The sequence below is a fragment of the Pseudoxanthomonas sp. LH2527 genome (genome assembly GCF_022539275.1).
Taxonomy (GTDB): Bacteria; Pseudomonadota; Gammaproteobacteria; order Xanthomonadales; family Xanthomonadaceae; genus Pseudoxanthomonas_A.
In genome coordinates this window covers 1-16,343 of record NZ_JAKZBW010000029.1, presented here as the reverse complement: position 1 = coordinate 16,343, position 16,343 = coordinate 1, and the positions used below count along the sequence as shown (strand labels likewise).

General features: G+C 69.7%; 12 protein-coding genes. 6 read left to right on the top strand and 6 right to left on the bottom strand.

The genetic code is table 11. The features are described from left to right. Window positions 1–74: 74 nt before the first annotated feature. On the bottom strand, window positions 75–1,775 hold the full coding sequence (gene rhlB / locus MMG85_RS14950) for an ATP-dependent RNA helicase RhlB (RefSeq protein ID WP_241046745.1): 1,701 nt from the start codon (window positions 1,773–1,775) through the stop codon (window positions 75–77). A 225-nt stretch (window positions 1,776–2,000) separates the two neighbouring features. Here rhlB and trxA point away from each other — a divergent pair, with 225 nt between their 5' ends. Together trxA and rho are read left to right on the top strand one after the other, a co-directional pair. Then, window positions 2,001–2,342, top strand: coding sequence for a thioredoxin TrxA (gene trxA / locus MMG85_RS14945; RefSeq protein ID WP_055939299.1), 342 nt, complete (start codon window positions 2,001–2,003; stop codon window positions 2,340–2,342). A 215-nt stretch (window positions 2,343–2,557) separates the two neighbouring features. Beyond that, on the top strand, window positions 2,558–4,261 hold the full coding sequence (gene rho, locus MMG85_RS14940; RefSeq protein WP_241046744.1) for a transcription termination factor Rho: 1,704 nt from the start codon (window positions 2,558–2,560) through the stop codon (window positions 4,259–4,261). Between the two features lie 76 nt (window positions 4,262–4,337). On the opposite strand, the gene MMG85_RS14935 is transcribed toward rho, so the two are convergent. Continuing rightward, window positions 4,338–5,186, bottom strand: coding sequence for an energy transducer TonB (locus MMG85_RS14935; RefSeq protein WP_241046743.1), 849 nt, complete (start codon window positions 5,184–5,186; stop codon window positions 4,338–4,340). 58 nt (window positions 5,187–5,244) lie between these two features. Next, window positions 5,245–6,111 carry a TonB family protein gene (locus MMG85_RS14930; protein WP_241046742.1) on the bottom strand — a complete coding sequence of 289 codons (867 nt, stop codon included), beginning with the start codon at window positions 6,109–6,111 and terminating at the stop codon, window positions 5,245–5,247. A gap of 72 nt (window positions 6,112–6,183) precedes the next feature. Between MMG85_RS14930 and MMG85_RS14925 the strand changes: the two genes are divergently transcribed. Continuing rightward, a complete protein-coding gene (locus MMG85_RS14925) occupies window positions 6,184–7,977 on the top strand; it encodes a monovalent cation:proton antiporter-2 (CPA2) family protein (protein WP_241046741.1) in 1,794 nt (597 codons plus the stop codon). Here the strand turns inward: MMG85_RS14925 and MMG85_RS14920 are convergent. Together MMG85_RS14920 and MMG85_RS14915 are read right to left on the bottom strand one after the other, a co-directional pair. Further along, complete coding sequence (locus tag MMG85_RS14920) at window positions 7,974–11,213, bottom strand: ankyrin repeat domain-containing protein (protein WP_241046775.1); 3,240 nt, start codon at window positions 11,211–11,213, stop codon at window positions 7,974–7,976. The two genes, MMG85_RS14925 and MMG85_RS14920, sit on opposite strands and share 4 nt — an antisense overlap. Window positions 11,214–11,262: 49 nt before the next feature. After that, a complete protein-coding gene (locus tag MMG85_RS14915) occupies window positions 11,263–11,520 on the bottom strand; it encodes a YcgL domain-containing protein (protein ID WP_241046740.1) in 258 nt (85 codons plus the stop codon). 163 nt (window positions 11,521–11,683) lie between these two features. Between MMG85_RS14915 and MMG85_RS14910 the strand changes: the two genes are divergently transcribed. Genes MMG85_RS14910 through hemF form a run of 3 tightly spaced genes read left to right on the top strand, consistent with a single transcriptional unit; the run spans window position 11,684 to window position 15,563 of the window. Beyond that, complete coding sequence (locus tag MMG85_RS14910) at window positions 11,684–14,050, top strand: S9 family peptidase (RefSeq protein WP_241046739.1); 2,367 nt, start codon at window positions 11,684–11,686, stop codon at window positions 14,048–14,050. 6 nt (window positions 14,051–14,056) lie between these two features. Further along, window positions 14,057–14,623 carry a hypothetical protein gene (locus MMG85_RS14905; RefSeq protein ID WP_241046738.1) on the top strand — a complete coding sequence of 189 codons (567 nt, stop codon included), beginning with the start codon at window positions 14,057–14,059 and terminating at the stop codon, window positions 14,621–14,623. 10 nt (window positions 14,624–14,633) lie between these two features. Further along, a complete protein-coding gene (gene hemF, locus MMG85_RS14900; protein ID WP_241046737.1) occupies window positions 14,634–15,563 on the top strand; it encodes an oxygen-dependent coproporphyrinogen oxidase in 930 nt (309 codons plus the stop codon). 186 nt (window positions 15,564–15,749) lie between these two features. On the opposite strand, the gene MMG85_RS14895 is transcribed toward hemF, so the two are convergent. After that, window positions 15,750–16,238: a YetF domain-containing protein gene (locus MMG85_RS14895; RefSeq protein WP_241046736.1), complete on the bottom strand. Its 489-nt coding sequence runs from the start codon at window positions 16,236–16,238 to the stop codon at window positions 15,750–15,752. Window positions 16,239–16,343: the final 105 nt, after the last annotated feature.

Genomic DNA, 16,343 nt, shown 5'->3' with positions numbered 1-16,343 from the left:
CGCTGGCGATGCCGGCGCGCAAAGAAAAAGCCGGGACATGCCCGGCTTCTTCTCGATGCGCAGGATGGCGCGGCTCAGCCGCCCGACACCAGCGAACGGATCTTGCGGCCCAGCCTGGTCAGGAAGCCCGCACTGTCGTCGGCCGGCTTCGGCGCGGCCACGGGTTTCGCGGTGGCCGGCGTGGCGTTCGCCACCGCACCCTCGGCACCTTCCAGCGGACGGCCATGGCGACGGCGACGGCGCTTGCGCGGCTTGCGTTCGCCTTCCGGCAACGTGGCCGTCTCGGAACGCGGCACCGTGGCCGCAGGCGTGTCTGCAGGCGCCACCGGTGCGGCGACGGCGGCGACCGCCTCGCCTTCGGCACGCGGCGGACGCGGTGCGCGCGGCGGACGCGGCTTGCCATCGGCCGAACGCGGACCTTCGCGGCGACCGCCCTCGCGACGACCGGCGCCCGCCGATCCACCGGGCTTGCGGCCACCGCCACGACGCTCTTCGTCGGCCGCCTTCTGTTCGCGCGCTTCGCGGAAGATCTGGCCGATGCTTTCTTCTTCGTCGTCGCCCTCGCCGGCGACCGGCTTCGGACGCTCGGGACGCGGCAGCGCCGTCAGCAGCTCGGCGGTGACAGGCTCGGACGGGATCTTCTGCTCGATGTAGGCCTCGATGTCGGGCAACGACATCGCATAGCGCTCGCAGGCGAAGCTGATCGCGTCACCCTCGGCGCCGAGGCGCGCGGTGCGGCCGATGCGGTGCACGTAGTCTTCGGCATCGAACGGCAGGTCGTAGTTGAACACGTGCGACACGCCGTCGATGTGCAGTCCGCGCGCGGCCACGTCGGTGGCCACCAGCAGTTCCAGCTGGCCGGCCTGGAACTTCTTCAGCAGCGACTCGCGCTTCTTCTGCGGCACGTCGCCGGACAGCACGCCGACGCGGTAGCCGGCCCGCTCCAGTGCGCGCGCCACACGTTCGACGAACGCCTTGGTGTTGACGAACACCATGGTGCGTGCGCCTTCGCTGCGCGACAGCAGGCCGATCAGCAGCGGGATCTTCTCCTCGTCGGCCGGGTAGTACAGCTTCTGCCGCACCTTGGCCGCGGTGATGAACTCGGTCTCGACGACGAGCTTCTCCGGCTCGTTCATGTGCTCGTAGGCCAGCTCCAGCACGCGGTGCGACAGCGTGGCCGAGAACAGCAGCGTCTGCCGGGTGGTGCGCTCGGGCATGCGGCGCAGCAGGAAGCGGATGTCCTTGATGAAGCCCAGGTCGAACATGCGGTCGGCTTCGTCCAGCACGCACATCTCGCAGGCGTGCAGGCTGACCACCTTGTGCTGTTTGACGTAGTCGATCAGGCGGCCCGGCGTGGCGATGATGACGTCCACGCCCTGCTGCAGGATCTCGCGCTGCTTGTCGTAGTCCACGCCGCCGTACACCAGCGCGAAGCGCAGGCCGAGGTCGGCGCCGAACTTCACCGCATCCTTGTGGATCTGGATGGCCAGTTCGCGGGTGGGCGCCAGGATCAGCGCACGCGGGTCCTCGGGCTTGCGCTCGGCCAGCGCCGGGCGCGTCAGCAGGCGGTTCATCACCGCCACCAGGAATGCCAGCGTCTTGCCGGTACCGGTCTGCGCCTGGCCGGCGACGTCGCCGCCCGCCAGCGCGACCGGCAGCGTCATCGCCTGGATCGGCGTGCAACGGGAGAAACCTGCGCCTTCAAGACCGGCGAGCAGCGCCGGATGCAGGTCGAACGAAGAGAAAGTGATATCGGTTAACGGTTTGTCGCTCATGCCTTCTTCTTTGCGTCGCTGTGTTCCGCGCGCGTCTCGTATGAATGCGGTGGGTGTGCTTGCAACAGCCTGACCGGCGTCGCACACTGCGCCCCCTGTGCCGGGTTGCGCGACCACTTGGGAAACCTTGAAAAGGTCGCGGAACGCCCCAGTTTACCCCAATAGTGGTGGCCGTCCCGGCCCGAACCCGTCCGCGCCCGCCCGCGGACCCCGCAGGAGATCCCCGTGAGCGACAAAGTGACCCACGTCGGCGATGCCGATTTCGATGCTGCCGTGCTGCAGTCCGGCGAGCCGGTGCTGGTGGACTTCTGGGCCGAATGGTGTGGCCCGTGCAAGATGATTTCGCCGGTCCTGGACGAGCTGGCCGAGACCTACGGCGGCAAGCTGAAGGTCGCCAAGGTCAATGTGGACGAGAACCGCGCCACCGCCATCAAGTACCACGTCCGCTCCATCCCGATGCTGCTGCTGTTCAAGGACGGCCAGATCCAGGCCACCCAGATCGGCGCCGTCGGCAAGGGCCAGCTGACCCAGATGATCGACAAGGCCCTGGGCACCCAGGCCGCCTGACGCCCCACCAGGCCCCCGCCCAGGTGGGGGCCACAGGCTGAATCCGCTTGAACCCGCCGCCCCCGCACGGCTTGCCGCCCCTCCGGGCCGGTGGTAGTGTCGAACCCGAAATCCGGCGCAGGGGATGCGCCGCACCCATCTGATCTGAACACCCACTCTTCATTTCACCCCGCCGCCGCAACGCCGGCGCTCGCCACCTAGCGAGGAATCGCACCTTGTCCGACAGCAGCAACGAAACCGGCGCTCCCGCCGAGAAGCGCGTGCGCAAAGCCCGTGCCCCGAAAACCCCGGCCGCCGATGGCGCCCCGGCGTCCGCCGAGCGCGCATCCGATCCGGCGCCGCAGCTTCCGCTGCCGCCCGTCGCGACCGAACGCCCCCCTGCACCCGCACCCGCACCCGCACCGTCCCACGACGGCGGCGGCGACGCCCAGGCCTCGCAGGCCCAGGGCGGCGGACAGTCGCAGGAAGGCGGCGACGCGCGCGACGGCAACCGCTTCAACAACGGCAACAACAACAATCGCCGCGACCGCTTCCGCAACCGCCGCGAGCGCAACCGCGATCGCCCGGGCAACGACGGCATGCCGCAGGATGCCAACGGCGGTGGCAATGAAGTCTTCGTGCCGCGCATGATGCCGAACGTGCCCGAAGGCTTCCCGCAGTATTCGCTGGGTGACCTCAAGCGGATGCCGGCGCCCAAGCTGCTGGACATCGCCGAACAGCTGAACATCCAGGAAGGCGTCGCCCGCGCCCGCAAGCAGGACGTGATCTTCGCCCTGCTGAAGGTGCTGACCCGCCATGGTGAAGGCGTGGCCGCCGACGGCGTGCTGGAAATCCTGCCGGACGGCTTCGGCTTCCTGCGCGCGGCCGAGGCCAGCTACCTGGCCGGTCCGGACGACGTCTACATCAGCCCCAGCCAGATCCGCCGCTTCAACCTGCGCACCGGCGACCACCTGGCCGGCCGCATCCGCTGGCCGAAGGACGGCGAGCGCTACTTCGCGCTGTCGACCATCGACACGATCAATGGCGAACCGCTGGAAGCGTCGAAGAACAAGGTGCTGTTCGAGAACCTGACGCCGCTGTTCCCGCGCCGCCGCTTCACCCTGGAGCGCGGCAACGGCTCGTCGGAAGACATCGCCGGCCGCATCCTCGACCTGATGGCGCCGCAGGGCAAAGGCCAGCGCGCGCTGATCGTGTCGCCGCCCAAGGCCGGCAAGACGATCATGATGCAGCAGATCGCCACCGCCATCACCACCAACCACCCGGACGTGCACCTGATCGTGCTGCTGGTGGACGAGCGTCCGGAAGAAGTCACCGAAATGCAGCGCACCGTGCGCGGCGAAGTGGTGTCGTCGACCTTCGACGAACCGGCCGCCCGCCACGTGCAGGTCGCCGAAATGGTGATCGAGCGCGCCAAGCGCCTGGTCGAGCACAAGAAGGACGTGGTGATCATGCTGGACTCGATCACCCGCCTGGCCCGCGCCTACAACAACGTCGTGCCCAGCTCCGGCAAGGTGCTGACCGGCGGTGTGGATGCCAACGCCCTGCACCGCCCGAAGCGATTCTTCGGCGCCGCGCGCAATGTCGAGGAAGGCGGTTCGCTGACCATCATCGCCACCGCGCTGGTCGAGACCGGCAGCAAGATGGACGAGGTGATCTACGAAGAGTTCAAGGGCACCGGCAACAGCGAAGTGCACCTCAACCGCCGCATCACCGAGAAGCGCGTCTATCCGGCGATCGACATCAACCGCTCCGGTACGCGCCGCGAGGATTTGCTGATCGAGCCGGAGCTGCTGCAGAAGATCTGGATCCTGCGCAAGCTGCTGCACCCGATGGACGAGATTGCGGCGATGGAGTTCCTGCTGGACAAGATGAAGAACACCAAGTCCAACGACGAGTTCTTCAGCTCGATGAAGCGCTGATCCGGCGACGGAACAGCGACAAGAAAACGCCCCGCATTGCGGGGCGTTTTCGTTTTCTGGACCGCGCCGAGCGCGGTTAAGAGCCGCTGCCCAGGGGTGTCAGCAGGCGCAAACCATCCTTGCCGAGTTGGCGTGGCTGGCCTGCCGCCATCGCCTCGGGCGATGTCTCGGCGAGGTCCGGATCCACCCAGGCGGCCTTTTCCTTGGGACCGGGGATGTAGCCCATCCAGCGGCCATAGCTTTGCCGCTGCGTTCCCATGTTGAAATCCACCGGAACGCGCACCGACCAGAATTCTGCGTCAACGTCGTCACCGCGCGTGGGGGGCGTGAACTGCCACTTCCTGGCGGCGGTGATCGATGCCTGCGCGAACATCTCGCGGAGCTTGACCATCATGTTTTCCGTGGTGACGACGCGCAGGTTCACTTGCTCGGCCACCACGTCCTGCACATTCCCATCGCGCCCGACCTTGACGATCAGGTACACCGTCCCCTGCGCGCCGCCCTGTGCCGCGGCTCGCGGGTAGCGCGGGGGATCCATCTTCCTGCTGGCGACCTCGTAGCCCTCTTCCGTGGACTGGGGGTAGAAGCTTGTCGCCTGTATCCGCATGAGGAAGTTGTCGTCGTCCAGCTTCTTCGCCACCAGCAGCAGACTCATGTTGTTCCGCAGGCTGACCGGCTTGCCGTCCACCTTGGGCGGCTCGAACGTCCAGCCGTCCAGGTTGCGGCGCACGAACGTTTCGACGCCTGCGGGCAGCTTGTCCGGGTCCTTGAGCGTGTACTCGGCGATCTCGCCCCGTTCGTCCACCGTGATCTCGCCGTGCACCAGCAGGCTGGCTTCAAGCTGCTTGCGGACCGCGCCGGCGCCCTGCGCCTGCGCCAACGCCGAGAACACCAACAATCCCATTGCCATCCACGTGCGCATCATCGTTTCTCTCCTTTTGCCTTCTCGGACATTCCGTTTTTCACACAACGCACCAGGCCACTCACGCCCCATCCAATGGCGTCAGCAGTTTCGGGCCACGATGGCCACCCGCCAGGCGGATGCCGCCCTCGGCCAGCGCATCGGGCGAGAAGCCGGGGGCGTCTTCGTCGAGCGCCCAGTCGGGCCGCGTCCGCGGGCCGGGCACATAGACCTGCCACTGGCCGTAGGGCAGCAGGCCGGTAAAGTTGAAATCGACCGGCACGCGGACGATCCAGTGCGACTGCGCTGCCTGTTCGCCCGCGGTCGGCGGCGCGAACGTCCAACCGCGCGCGGCGGCCATCGCGGCACGGGCCAGGCGGTCGCGGTGACGGTTCATCTGCGGCTCGCTGGCCACGAAGCGCAGGTTGACCTGTTCGGTGGAGACGTCGCCGACGGTGCCGTCGCGCGCGATCTTCACCAGCAGGTACACGGTGCCCTGCACGCCCTCCTCTGCCGCCGCGGTCGGATAACCCGGCGCCTTCATCTGGCGGGCGGCGACGCGCTCGGCTTCCGGCAGCACCGTGTCGTCGCTGAAGTCGGCGCCACGGATGGTCACGGACATCTGTCCGCCACTGATCGTCTTGCCGACCAGCAGTGCGCTCACCCGGGTCAGCGCGCGCCGCGGCACCCCGTCGACCACGACGGGCTCGAAGCGCCAGCCCGCGATGTTCTGGCCGACGAACGCGGCGATACCCTTCGGCAGTTTCTCCGGCGTATCCAGATCGACCGCCTCGACGCTGCCGTCCGTGGCGATGGTGATCGCTCCGGTCACCCGCATGCTGGCTTCCACCTGCTTGCGCACCCCGGCCGGCCCCTGCGCCGATACCCCCGGCGCCCAGGCCAGCATCACCGCCAGCCAGCACAGCATCCACGCAGCGCGTTGCTTCATGTGTCCTCCTCGATCCCTGGAAGAGGGCCGCTCCGGCCCGGTCGCCCGCATACTATCGCCACGAGGTGATGCATGCACGGTAGTGGTCTGGAGTTGGCGCTGGTGTTCCTGCTGGCCGCGGTGATCGCGGTGCCGGTGTTCAAGCGCTTCGGATTGGGCGCGGTGCTGGCGTACCTGGTGGCCGGCGTGGTGCTGGGGCCGGACGGGCTGGCGCTGGTGCGGGATGCGGACCGCATCCTCAACGCCGCCGAGATCGGCGTGGTGATGATGCTGTTCGTCATCGGTCTGGAACTGTCGCCCTCGCGGCTGCGGGTGATGCGCAAGCCGGTGTTCGGCGCGGGCGGATTGCAGGTGCTGCTGAGTGCGCTGCTGCTGGGTGGCATTGCGCTGGTGTTCGAGCACCATTGGAAGACGGCACTGGTGATCGGCCTGGGCCTGGCGCTGTCGTCCACCGCGGTCAGCCTGCAGCTGCTGTCCGAGCGCAAGGAACTGACCAGCGAACACGGCCGCCTCGGCTTCGCCATCCTGCTGTTCCAGGACCTGGTGGCGATCCCGCTGCTGGCCGCCATTCCGCTGCTCGGTGGCGCCAAGAACGAGACGCTCACCTGGACGATGGTGTTCCATGCCGTCGGTGCGATCACCGTGGTGATCCTGGGCGGCCGGCTGGTGCTGCGGCACCTGTTCCGCGTCGTCGCGCGCACGCGCATGCCGGAGGTGTTCACCGCCACCGCGCTGCTGGTGGTGCTGGGCATCGCCTGGTTCATGCAGTTGGCCGGCCTGAGTGCGGGCCTGGGCGCGTTCCTCGCCGGCGTGCTGCTGTCGGATTCGGAATTCCGCCACGAGCTGGAATCGCAGATCGACCCGTTCAAGGGCCTGGCACTTGGCCTGTTCTTCATCGCGGTCGGCATGGACATCGACCTGGATGCGGTGGCGGCGCAGCCCGAGCTGATCGCGGCCGGCGTGCTGACCCTGCTGACGGTGAAGTTCGCGCTGCTGTTCGGCGTGGGACGCTGGCCGGGCCGGCTGGATCCGCGCGGTGCGCTGATGCTGGCGGGTACGTTGTGGCTGGGCGGCGAGTTCGCGTTCGTGGTCTTCAGCGAAGCGACGCGGGTGAAACTCATGGGGATCGAGCTGCGCAACCAGCTGACCGCCATCGTCGGCCTGTCGATGGCGCTGACACCGCTGCTGCTGCTCGGCCTGCATCGCGTGCTGGCCGGGGTGAAGCGGCCGGCCGCCTCGACGCGCCAGTACGACGAGATTCCGGACGAACAGCCACAGGTGCTGATCGCGGGCATGGGCCGGTTCGGCCAGATCGTCGCGCGCCTGCTGACCGCGCAGCGCATTCCGTTCGTCGCGCTGGAGCACAGCCCGGACACCGTCGACACGCTGCGGCGGTTCGGCAACATCCGGCTGTACTACGGCGACCCGACGCGACCGGACCTGCTGAGGGCGGCCGGCGCGCAGCACGTGAAGGTGTTCGTCATCGCGATGGACGAGCCGGATACCAACATCAAGGCCACGCGCCTGATCCGCCGCATGTATCCGGAGGCGCGCGTGCTGGCGCGTGCGCGCAACCGCCAGCATGCGTGGCGATTGATGGACCTCAGCGCGGAGGCCTATCGCGAGACGCTGGGATCCAGCCTGGAGATGGCCCAGCAGGTGCTGGTGGAACTCGGCCTGCCGCCGGAAACGGCCGCCGAGCACACCCGCCGTTTCCGCCAGCACGACGAGAAGCTGCTGCGCGCGCAGTACCTGGTCTACGACGATGACGGTGCGGTGATCCAGACCGCGCGCGATGCGGTCGGCGACCTGGAGAAGTTGCTGGAAGCCGACGCGACCGGCGAGGGCTTGCCGCCCGCGCGCTAGCCGCGGTCGCGCAGGAAGCGCGCCATCGACGCGCCCGCGCCCGGTGTGGCCGGCACGAATTCGGCCGCGACGTCGATGAAACCGCGCATCACCGCGATCTCGCGCGGCGTGCGGTTCAAGGTATCGCGCAGTTCCGGATCGGCGCCGGCCCGTAGCAGGCGACTGACCACGCGCAGCAGGCCGTGCAGCGCCGCCAGATGCAGCGGGCCGAAGCCGCGCGGATCCTGCACATCCAGCGATACGTCTTCATCGAGCAGGCGCTCCAGGCCGGCCAGCACGACCTCCTCGTCGCAGGCGGTGCCCGGTTCGGCCCGTGCGCCCAACAGCAGCAGCAGCGGCGTCACCGCGCCGGCGGCGACCTGTTCGGATTCCGCACCGGACAGCAGCAGCGTGTCCAGCAGCGCCAGCAGCCGCGGCTTCTCGCGCGCGGTGAAGCCGTAGAGCGCCGCGCAGTGCAGCGGCGTGAGCCCCTGCGCATCGCCGGCCTGCACGTTGGCGCCGGCGGTGATCAGGCGGGCGGCGATTTCCGGCAGTCCGAGCGCGGCGGCCAGCATCAGCACGGTGACGCCACCGGGCAGGCGATGTTCGATGTCGGCACCGGCGGCCAGCAGCGCACCGACGATCTCGACCTGGCGCATGCTCACCGCTGCCGACAGCGGCGTTGCGCCGGTGTTGGCGGCACGCTGCGGATCGGCGCCGCGCGCCAGCAGCAGTTCGACGGTCGTGGCGGCACCGCCGCCGGCCGCGCGCAGCAGCGCCGTGCAGCCCTGCGCGTCCGGGGAATCGACATCGAAACCCAGGTCGAGCAGCCGGCGCACGGCATCGCGGTCGCCGGCCATCGCGGCCGCCGGCAGGTCGGCCGGGCGCAGCGCGCGGCGTGGCAGCGACCAGACGCGCCAGTCGAGCCAGTCGGCCAGGTCGCGACGCCCGCACGCCAGCGCGACGCCCAGCGGCGTCTGGCCGTCGGCGGCGCGCGCTTCCGGCGAGGCGCCCTTCGCGATCAACTGTTTCAGCGCGGCCTCGCGGCCGAGCACAGCCGCCAGGTGCAGCGCCGTCATGCCGTGGCTGTCGCGCGCCTCGCGATCCACGCCGAGGTCGAGCAGGCGGTCGAGCACGCGTTGCCATCCCAGCCGCACCGCCAGCGACAGCGCCGGATCGCCCTGCGGGGAAGGCGCGAACGGATCGGCGCCGCGTTCCAGCAGATCCAGCGCACAGGATTCCAGGGTCCGCGCCGCCTGGTCGTCCGCCGCGCACGCCGCCATGAAGCGGGCCAGTCCGCCCGCCCCCGCCGGCGAGGCGCCGCGTGCCAGCAGCGTGGCCAGCGCCGGTTGCCCGGCCGGTCCTTGCGCGAGCAGGGCGAACAGCACCGTGTCGCCCTGCGGATTGCGGCTGTCCGGGTCGGCGCCCTGGCGCAACAGCCATGCCAGCCGTGCCGGCCGGTGCATTTCCCTGTCGTGCAGCAGCGCGCCGAGTTCCTCGCGCGAGCTCAGTCGCGCCAGGGCTTCCAGGCCGTCGAACTGCCCGCTCGCCAGACCTTCGCGCAGCAACGCGGCAGGGGCACGGTCGGGCGGTGTTTCGTCTTCGGCGGTCGCCACTGCGGTCGGCAGCGCGTAACCCGGATCCAGCGCGGAGACCAGCGCCCAGCGTCCGGCTTCGGCGGCGACATCGACCGCGCGACGGTCCTGCGTGTCGGCCGAGGCGGGATCGACGCCCCACTCCAGCAGGCGGCGCACGATGACGGGCGAGGCCTGTTCGGCCATGCAGGCCAGCATCAGCGCGTTGCGACGCTCGCTGTCCACGGCATGCCGGTCGGCGCCTGCCTCGGCCAGCTTCTCCAGCACCGCCAGGCGCGCGCCGCGCGCGGCATCCAGCCACGGCGTGCGCTGCTGGCCGTCGCGGGCGTGCACATCGGCGCCGGCGGCCAGCAGGGTGGCGGCGATGTCGGCATGGCCGGCGAACGCGGCTTCGTGCAGGGCGCTGCGGCGCTGAGCATCGCGCGCATCGACCTTGGCCTTGTGCTTGAGCAGCAGCTGCACGCCGGCGGGGTCGTCTTCTTCGGTGGAGGCCGCCGCCAGCAGCACCGGTTGCCCGCCCTGCGGATCGGGCCGCGCGCCGCGCTCGAGCAGGAACTTCGCCAGTCGCCAGTTGCCGGCCACGCAGGCCACGCCCAGCGGGGTGAGGCCGTCGTGGTTCAGCGCATCCAGTTCCGCCGCGGCGTCGCGCAGCAGGGCGACCACGCCGGGATCGGAACTGCGGGCGGCATGGTGCAGCGGCGTGTTGCCCTCGGCATCGGCGATGCGCGGGTCGGCGCCGTTGGCCAGCAGCGTGGTGACGGCGTCAGGGCGACCGTGCCAGCTGTCGCGCGTGGCCGCGAGCAGCGGGGTGACGCCGGCATGCGCATGGTTGAGGTCGACGCCGTGCGCGATCAGCGTGCGCAGCAGGCGCAGGTCGGGCAGCACCGCCGCCAGCGCGCCGAGGCTGCGCTGGTCGCGCGCGCCTTCGGCGGGCAGCGCATGCGGGTCCGCGCCGGCTTCGATCAGCTCCAGCGCGCGGTCCACGCGACCGGAACGGGCGGCATCGAACAGTGCCTGTTCCAGATCGAAAACCTCGGCGGCGGCCTCGCTGGCGGGCACCGCGAAGGCGTCGTCCTCGCGGTGATCCGGCATCTCGACCACCGGCAGCACGCCCGCACCGTCGAGGCGCTGCACACCCCAGTGCAGCACCGGCAGCAGCAGCGCATAGGCCACTGCCACGCCGGCACGTGCCGCCTCGGGCAGCAGGGCGGGCCAGGCCAGGCAGAGTCCGCCGCCGACCGCGAGCGCCAGCAGGCTCGCCACGGCAAGGCCGCGCCAGGCATGGAAGTCGCGTTCGACCAGGCCACGCCAGTGTGCGGACAGGGCGCCGCCATCGCGTTCCAGCCCGTGCCACAGCGGCCAGGTCCGCCACAGTCCCACGATCACCGCGCCGACCACGGCACTGACGCCCAGTGCCGCCGGCAGGCTGCCGCTGTCGCGCAACGAGGCCAGCGGCCAGGCCAGCAGCGCGGCGCTGCCGGCAAACGCGACCGCCCAGGCCAGCAACAAGGCAGGCAGGTCTTCGCGCCACGCACGGGCGGGCGCCAGCACCCGGGTGCCGCGAAGCCACGACACGCCCAGCGCGACCGCCGGCTGCGCCAGGCAGGCGGCGAGCGCCGCGACCACGCCGCCGACCCAGCCGCCACCGGCAGCCAGCAGCATGCCGGCCAGGACAGCGGCGGCGGCGATCGGGCGGGTCTGCAGGCGCGACTCAGGCATCGGGACGGACGCGGGGATCGAGCGGCGGCGGGAACTGCACATGGAAGCCGCGTGCCGAGAGGTTTTCGCGGACGACGGCGGCATCCTCGCGCGCCAGCTTGCGGTCGGGCGTCAGGGCCACTTCCAGCACGAACGACAACTCGCCCAACTGGCTGCGCAGCGGCTCGGGCACGAGGGTGAAATCATCGCGCTTCGCCAGGTAGACGAACGTGTCGGCCTTGCGCTGGCTCTTGTAGACGTAGGCTTGCATCCGCGCGTGTCGCGCCCCGCGTGTGGACAAGCGGGGATTGTGCGGGAAATGCGATAGGCGCGAAACCCGCACGCGTTCACGCCGGGGCATGACCATCGGCGGCCGGAACCGCGCGACGGGACTGGTAATCTTGCGCTCTTCACCTCGCACTAACGGATGCCCGATGCGCCCCGCCCTGCTCGCCTTGTTGCTGCCGCTCGCCCTCGCCGCCCCGGCGCACGCCCAGACGTCCGCGCCGCTGACGATCGAACAGGCCATGGCGGAACCGGACTGGATCGGGCCGCCGGTCGAACGCGCCTGGTGGACGTGGGACGGCAGGCAGGTGCAGTACGAACTCAAGCGCGATGCCAGCCAGGTGCGCGACACGTTCGAGCAGTCGCTCGATGGCGGCGCCGCACGCCGCGTCGGCGATGACCAGCGCGCAGGACTGGATGCGGCCGGCCGGGTCTACGACGCCACCCGCCAGCGCATGCTGCTGACGCGCAACGGCGACCTGTTCGTGCGCGACCTGCGCAGCGGCGCGCTGACCCAGGTCACCCGCACCAACGAAGCCGAACAGCAGGCGCGCTTCGCCCACGACGGCGCGGTGCTCTGGCGCACCGGGACGCGCTGGTACCGCTGGACCGCCGGCAGCGGCACCTCGACGGTTGCCGAGCTCAAGGCCGAGCGCGATCCGCTGGCGCCGCCGAAGGCCGACGCGCTGCGCGAGCAGCAGCTGCGCACCCTGCGCACGCTGGCCGACGACCGCGCCCAGCGCGAGGCCGCGCAGAAGCAGGCGGAAGCCTGGCGCAAGGCCGACCTCACCCGCGCCCCGACGCCGATCTACCTGGGCACCGAGGTCGAGATCGAATCCAGTTCGCTGTCGCCGAACGGCCGCTGGCTGCTGGTGGTGACCCGCAAGAAGGGCGCCGACGCCGGACAGGGCGGCAAGATGCCGCTGTACGTCACCGAATCCGGCTACGAGGAATTCCAGGACGTCCGCACCCGGGTGGGCCGCAATGCGCCGTTGCCGCATGCGCTGTGGCGCGTGGACCTGGCCGACGGCAGCGTCAAGCCGCTCGCATTCGACCCGCTGCCCGGCATCGACCGGGACCCGCTCGCATCGCTGCGCAAGGCCGCCGGCAAGGAGCCGATGAAGGGCAACCGCGACGTGCGTGTGGAAGGCGGTCGCGACGGCGACGCCGTGGCCTGGACGAACGATGGCAACCAGGTCGCCGTGCAGGTCCACGCCGTGGACAACAAGGACCGCTGGATCGCCACGGTCGACCTGCCGGGCGCCAGGCTGCAGCCACGCCATCGCCTGACCGATGACGCGTGGATCAACTGGAGCTTCAACGAGTTCGGCTGGCTGCCGGACAACCGCACGCTGTGGCTGCTGTCCGAAGAATCGGGCTATTCGCACCTGTACACCGCCAGCGGCGCGGAGAAGTTCCGCGCCCGCACGACCGGCAAATGGGAGGTCTCCGAGCCGGAAATCGCGCCGGACGGCAACGGCTTCCTGTTCCTGTGCAACCGCGACTGGCCGGGCGACTACGAAGTCTGCAGGCTGGACCTGGCGGCCAACCAGGTCAGCGAGGTCACGGCCCTGGACGGTGTCGAGAGCTTCAGCGCGTCGCCGGATGGTCGCCAGCTGCTGGTCCGCCACTCGCGCAGCTACACGCCCGCCCAGCTTTCGGTCGTCGGCATGGACGGCGGCCAGGCCAGGCCACTGACCGACACCCGCACGGCCGCGTTCAAGGCGCGCGAGTGGATCGAACCGCAGTACGTGCAGGTGCCGTCGAAGCACGGCGCCGGCGTGGTCTGGGGCAAGTACTACGGCCCGAAGACGATGGAACCGGGCAAGCGCTACCCGATCGTGATGTTCGTGCACGGCGCGGGTTACCTGCAGAACGTCACCGCGCGCTATCCCAACTACTTCCGCGAGCAGATGTTCCACCACCTGCTGGTGGAACGCGGCTACATCGTGCTGGATCTGGACTACCGCGCCAGCGAGGGCTACGGCCGCGACTGGCGCACCGCGATCTACCGCAACATGGGCCATCCCGAACTCGAGGATTACCTGGACGGCCTGGACTGGCTGGTCGAGCAGAAGCAGGGCGACCGCGACCGCGCCGGCATCTACGGCGGCAGCTACGGCGGCTTCATGACATTCATGGCGCTGTTCCGCGAACCCGGCAAATTCAAGGCCGGCGCAGCGCTGCGGCCGGTGGTGGACTGGACCCAGTACAACCACGAGTACACCAGCAACATCCTCAACACGCCGGAACTGGACCCGGAGGCCTACCGCGCCTCGTCGCCGATCGAGTACGCCGCCGGCCTGCAGGACCACCTGCTGATCGCGCACGGCATGATCGACGACAACGTGTTCTTCAAGGACTCGGTGGTGCTGACGCAGAAGCTGATCGAGCTGCGCAAGGACAACTGGGAACTGGCGGCGTATCCGCTGGAACGCCATGGCTTCACCCGCTCGGACTCGTGGCTGGACGAGTACAAGCGCGTGCTGAAGCTGTTCGAGCAGAACCTGAAGTAAGCGGTGGTGTCCACGCCAGCCACCGCCGCGCCGTCGGCTTTCGTCACCGTCACGGCGAAGGTGTCGATCGCGCTGGGCATCCTCGCCACGCTGTACGCCGTGCTGCAGGTGATCGCGGCGCTGGTCCTGCTCGGGCAGGTGGATACCGGCGCGGTGCTGGACTTCCTGGCCACACAACCGATCCCCGCGCCCGCGCTGTGGGTGCTTACCCACCTGACGACGATCGCGGTCGGCTTCCTCGTGGTCAGCCTCGCGTTCCTGGCGGTGTCGGTCGGGCTGCTGCGCCGGCGGGCGTGGGGCTGGTGGGGCTTCGTGCTGTTCATGGTGCTGGGCGCGGCGGTGAACTTTGCCGGCATCGCGGTGATCGACGCGACGTTCTCCTGGGTGCAGGCGCTGCCGGGGCAACCGGGGCTCGCGCAGCTGCAGCAGGAACTCGCGGCGCTGCACCTGCTGACGCTGGCCACGCTGTGGGGCAGCGCGCTGGTGTTCGCCGTGCTGCACGGACTGGTGGTCTGGCAGCTGTGCAGGCCGGACGTGCGGGCGGAATTCGGGCCGCTCCGGACGCCCCGGTAGAATGCGCGGCATGAACGACATCACGCCTGTCCGCGATTATCTGACCGACCTGCAGGACCGCATCTGCGCTGCCATCGAAGCCGCCGACGGCGGCGCGCGCTTCCGCGAGGATGCTTGGGCGCGTCCGCCCGGCGATCCCTCGCCGATCCGCGGCGGCGGTCGCACGCGCGTGCTGCGCGACGGCGCCGTGTTCGAGCAGGCAGGCATCGGATTTTCCGACGTATCCGGCGACCGGCTGCCGCCCTCGGCCTCCGCCCATCGCCCGGAACTTGCCGGCGCATCCTGGCGTGCGGTCGGCGTGTCGCTGGTGTTCCATCCGCGCAATCCACACCTGCCCACCACGCACGCCAACGTGCGCCACTTCCGCGCCGAGCGCGAGGGCGAAACGGTGGCGTGGTGGTTCGGCGGCGGCTTCGACCTGACGCCGTTCTATCCGGTCGACGAAGACGTGCATCACTGGCACCAGACCGCACGCGACCTGTGCGAGCCCTTCGGCGGCCAGGCGCGTTACGACGCGCACAAGCGCTGGTGCGACGAGTATTTCTTCCTCAAGCACCGCAACGAGACCCGCGGCGTGGGCGGACTGTTCTTCGACGACCTGAGCGAGGACGTCGAACGCGACTTCGGCTACCTGCGTGCCGTCGGCGACGGCTTCCTCGATGCCTACCTGCCCATCGTCGCGCGCCGCAAGGACACGCCATACGGCGAGCGTGAGCGGCAGTTCCAGCTCTACCGTCGCGGCCGCTATGTCGAGTTCAACCTGGTCTACGACCGCGGCACGCTGTTCGGCCTGCAGAGCGGCGGCCGCGCCGAGTCCATCCTGATGAGCCTGCCGCCGCTGGTGCGCTGGGAATACGGCTACGCGCCGGAGGACGGCAGCGACGAGCAGCGCCTGACGGACTACCTGCGCCCGCGCGATTGGCTGGCCGAACGGGCCTGAGCCGGCTCTTGTGGGAGCGACTGTAGGAGCGACGTCAGTCGCGACCACGCGCCCCCGAGAATCCTAATGCCACAAGGCAATCAGGCCTAGCCAGAGAGCGACGTCTTCGCTGTTCGTGCGAGCTGATCCGAATCCTGCGCATCGGATGACCTGTGGTCGCGACTCACGTCGCTCCTACAGCAGCGGTCAGGGCTTCCGCCCCACCACCGTGATATGCCCGTTGTTCTCCAGCACGGCCAGGCGGATGTCGGCCATGTCCAGGCAACCCGCTTCGCGCATCGCCTTCTCGAAATCCTCGCGGCTGATCAGTTCGCGGCGCAGCACGTCGCGATAGACCTGCCCGTCGCGTGCGAGCAATACCGGCGCGCCTTCCACCCAGCGCTCCAGCTTTGGCGAGCGTGCCGATACCAGGCCCACGGTCCAGTTCAGCGCGATCAGCGTGGCCGCGAGCAGCAGGCCACCGCCCACCGAAGTGTCGGCGCCGAGCAGCGCGTTCTGCACGGCGTTGCCGAGCAGTACCACCAGCAACATGTCGAAGGGCGTGAACTGTCCCATCGTGCGCTTGCCGGTCATCCGGATCATCGCCAGCAGGATGAAGTACACCACGCAGGCCCGCAGCACGAACGCCCACCACGGCATGGCCAGCTGGAACATCTCGGCGAACGTCGCACTCATGGCTCACCCCCGGTCAGGACTGCACGCAAGGTAGCGCAGACGCCCTGCGGCACACGACAGGCAATAAAAAGCCCCGCAGACCAGGGGGAGGTCGGCGGGGCTTTT

Coding starts and splice junctions, on each gene's coding strand:
- rhlB (WP_241046745.1), bottom strand. CDS start 1,775: ATGAGCGACAAACCGTTAACCGATATCACTTTCTCTTCGTTCGACCTG.
- MMG85_RS14935 (WP_241046743.1), bottom strand. CDS start 5,186: ATGATGCGCACGTGGATGGCAATGGGATTGTTGGTGTTCTCGGCGTTG.
- MMG85_RS14930 (WP_241046742.1), bottom strand. CDS start 6,111: ATGAAGCAACGCGCTGCGTGGATGCTGTGCTGGCTGGCGGTGATGCTG.
- MMG85_RS14925 (WP_241046741.1), top strand. CDS start 6,184: ATGCACGGTAGTGGTCTGGAGTTGGCGCTGGTGTTCCTGCTGGCCGCG.
- MMG85_RS14920 (WP_241046775.1), bottom strand. CDS start 11,213: ATGCTGCTGGCTGCCGGTGGCGGCTGGGTCGGCGGCGTGGTCGCGGCG.
- MMG85_RS14915 (WP_241046740.1), bottom strand. CDS start 11,520: ATGCAAGCCTACGTCTACAAGAGCCAGCGCAAGGCCGACACGTTCGTC.
- MMG85_RS14910 (WP_241046739.1), top strand. CDS start 11,684: ATGCGCCCCGCCCTGCTCGCCTTGTTGCTGCCGCTCGCCCTCGCCGCC.
- hemF (WP_241046737.1), top strand. CDS start 14,634: ATGAACGACATCACGCCTGTCCGCGATTATCTGACCGACCTGCAGGAC.
- MMG85_RS14895 (WP_241046736.1), bottom strand. CDS start 16,238: ATGAGTGCGACGTTCGCCGAGATGTTCCAGCTGGCCATGCCGTGGTGG.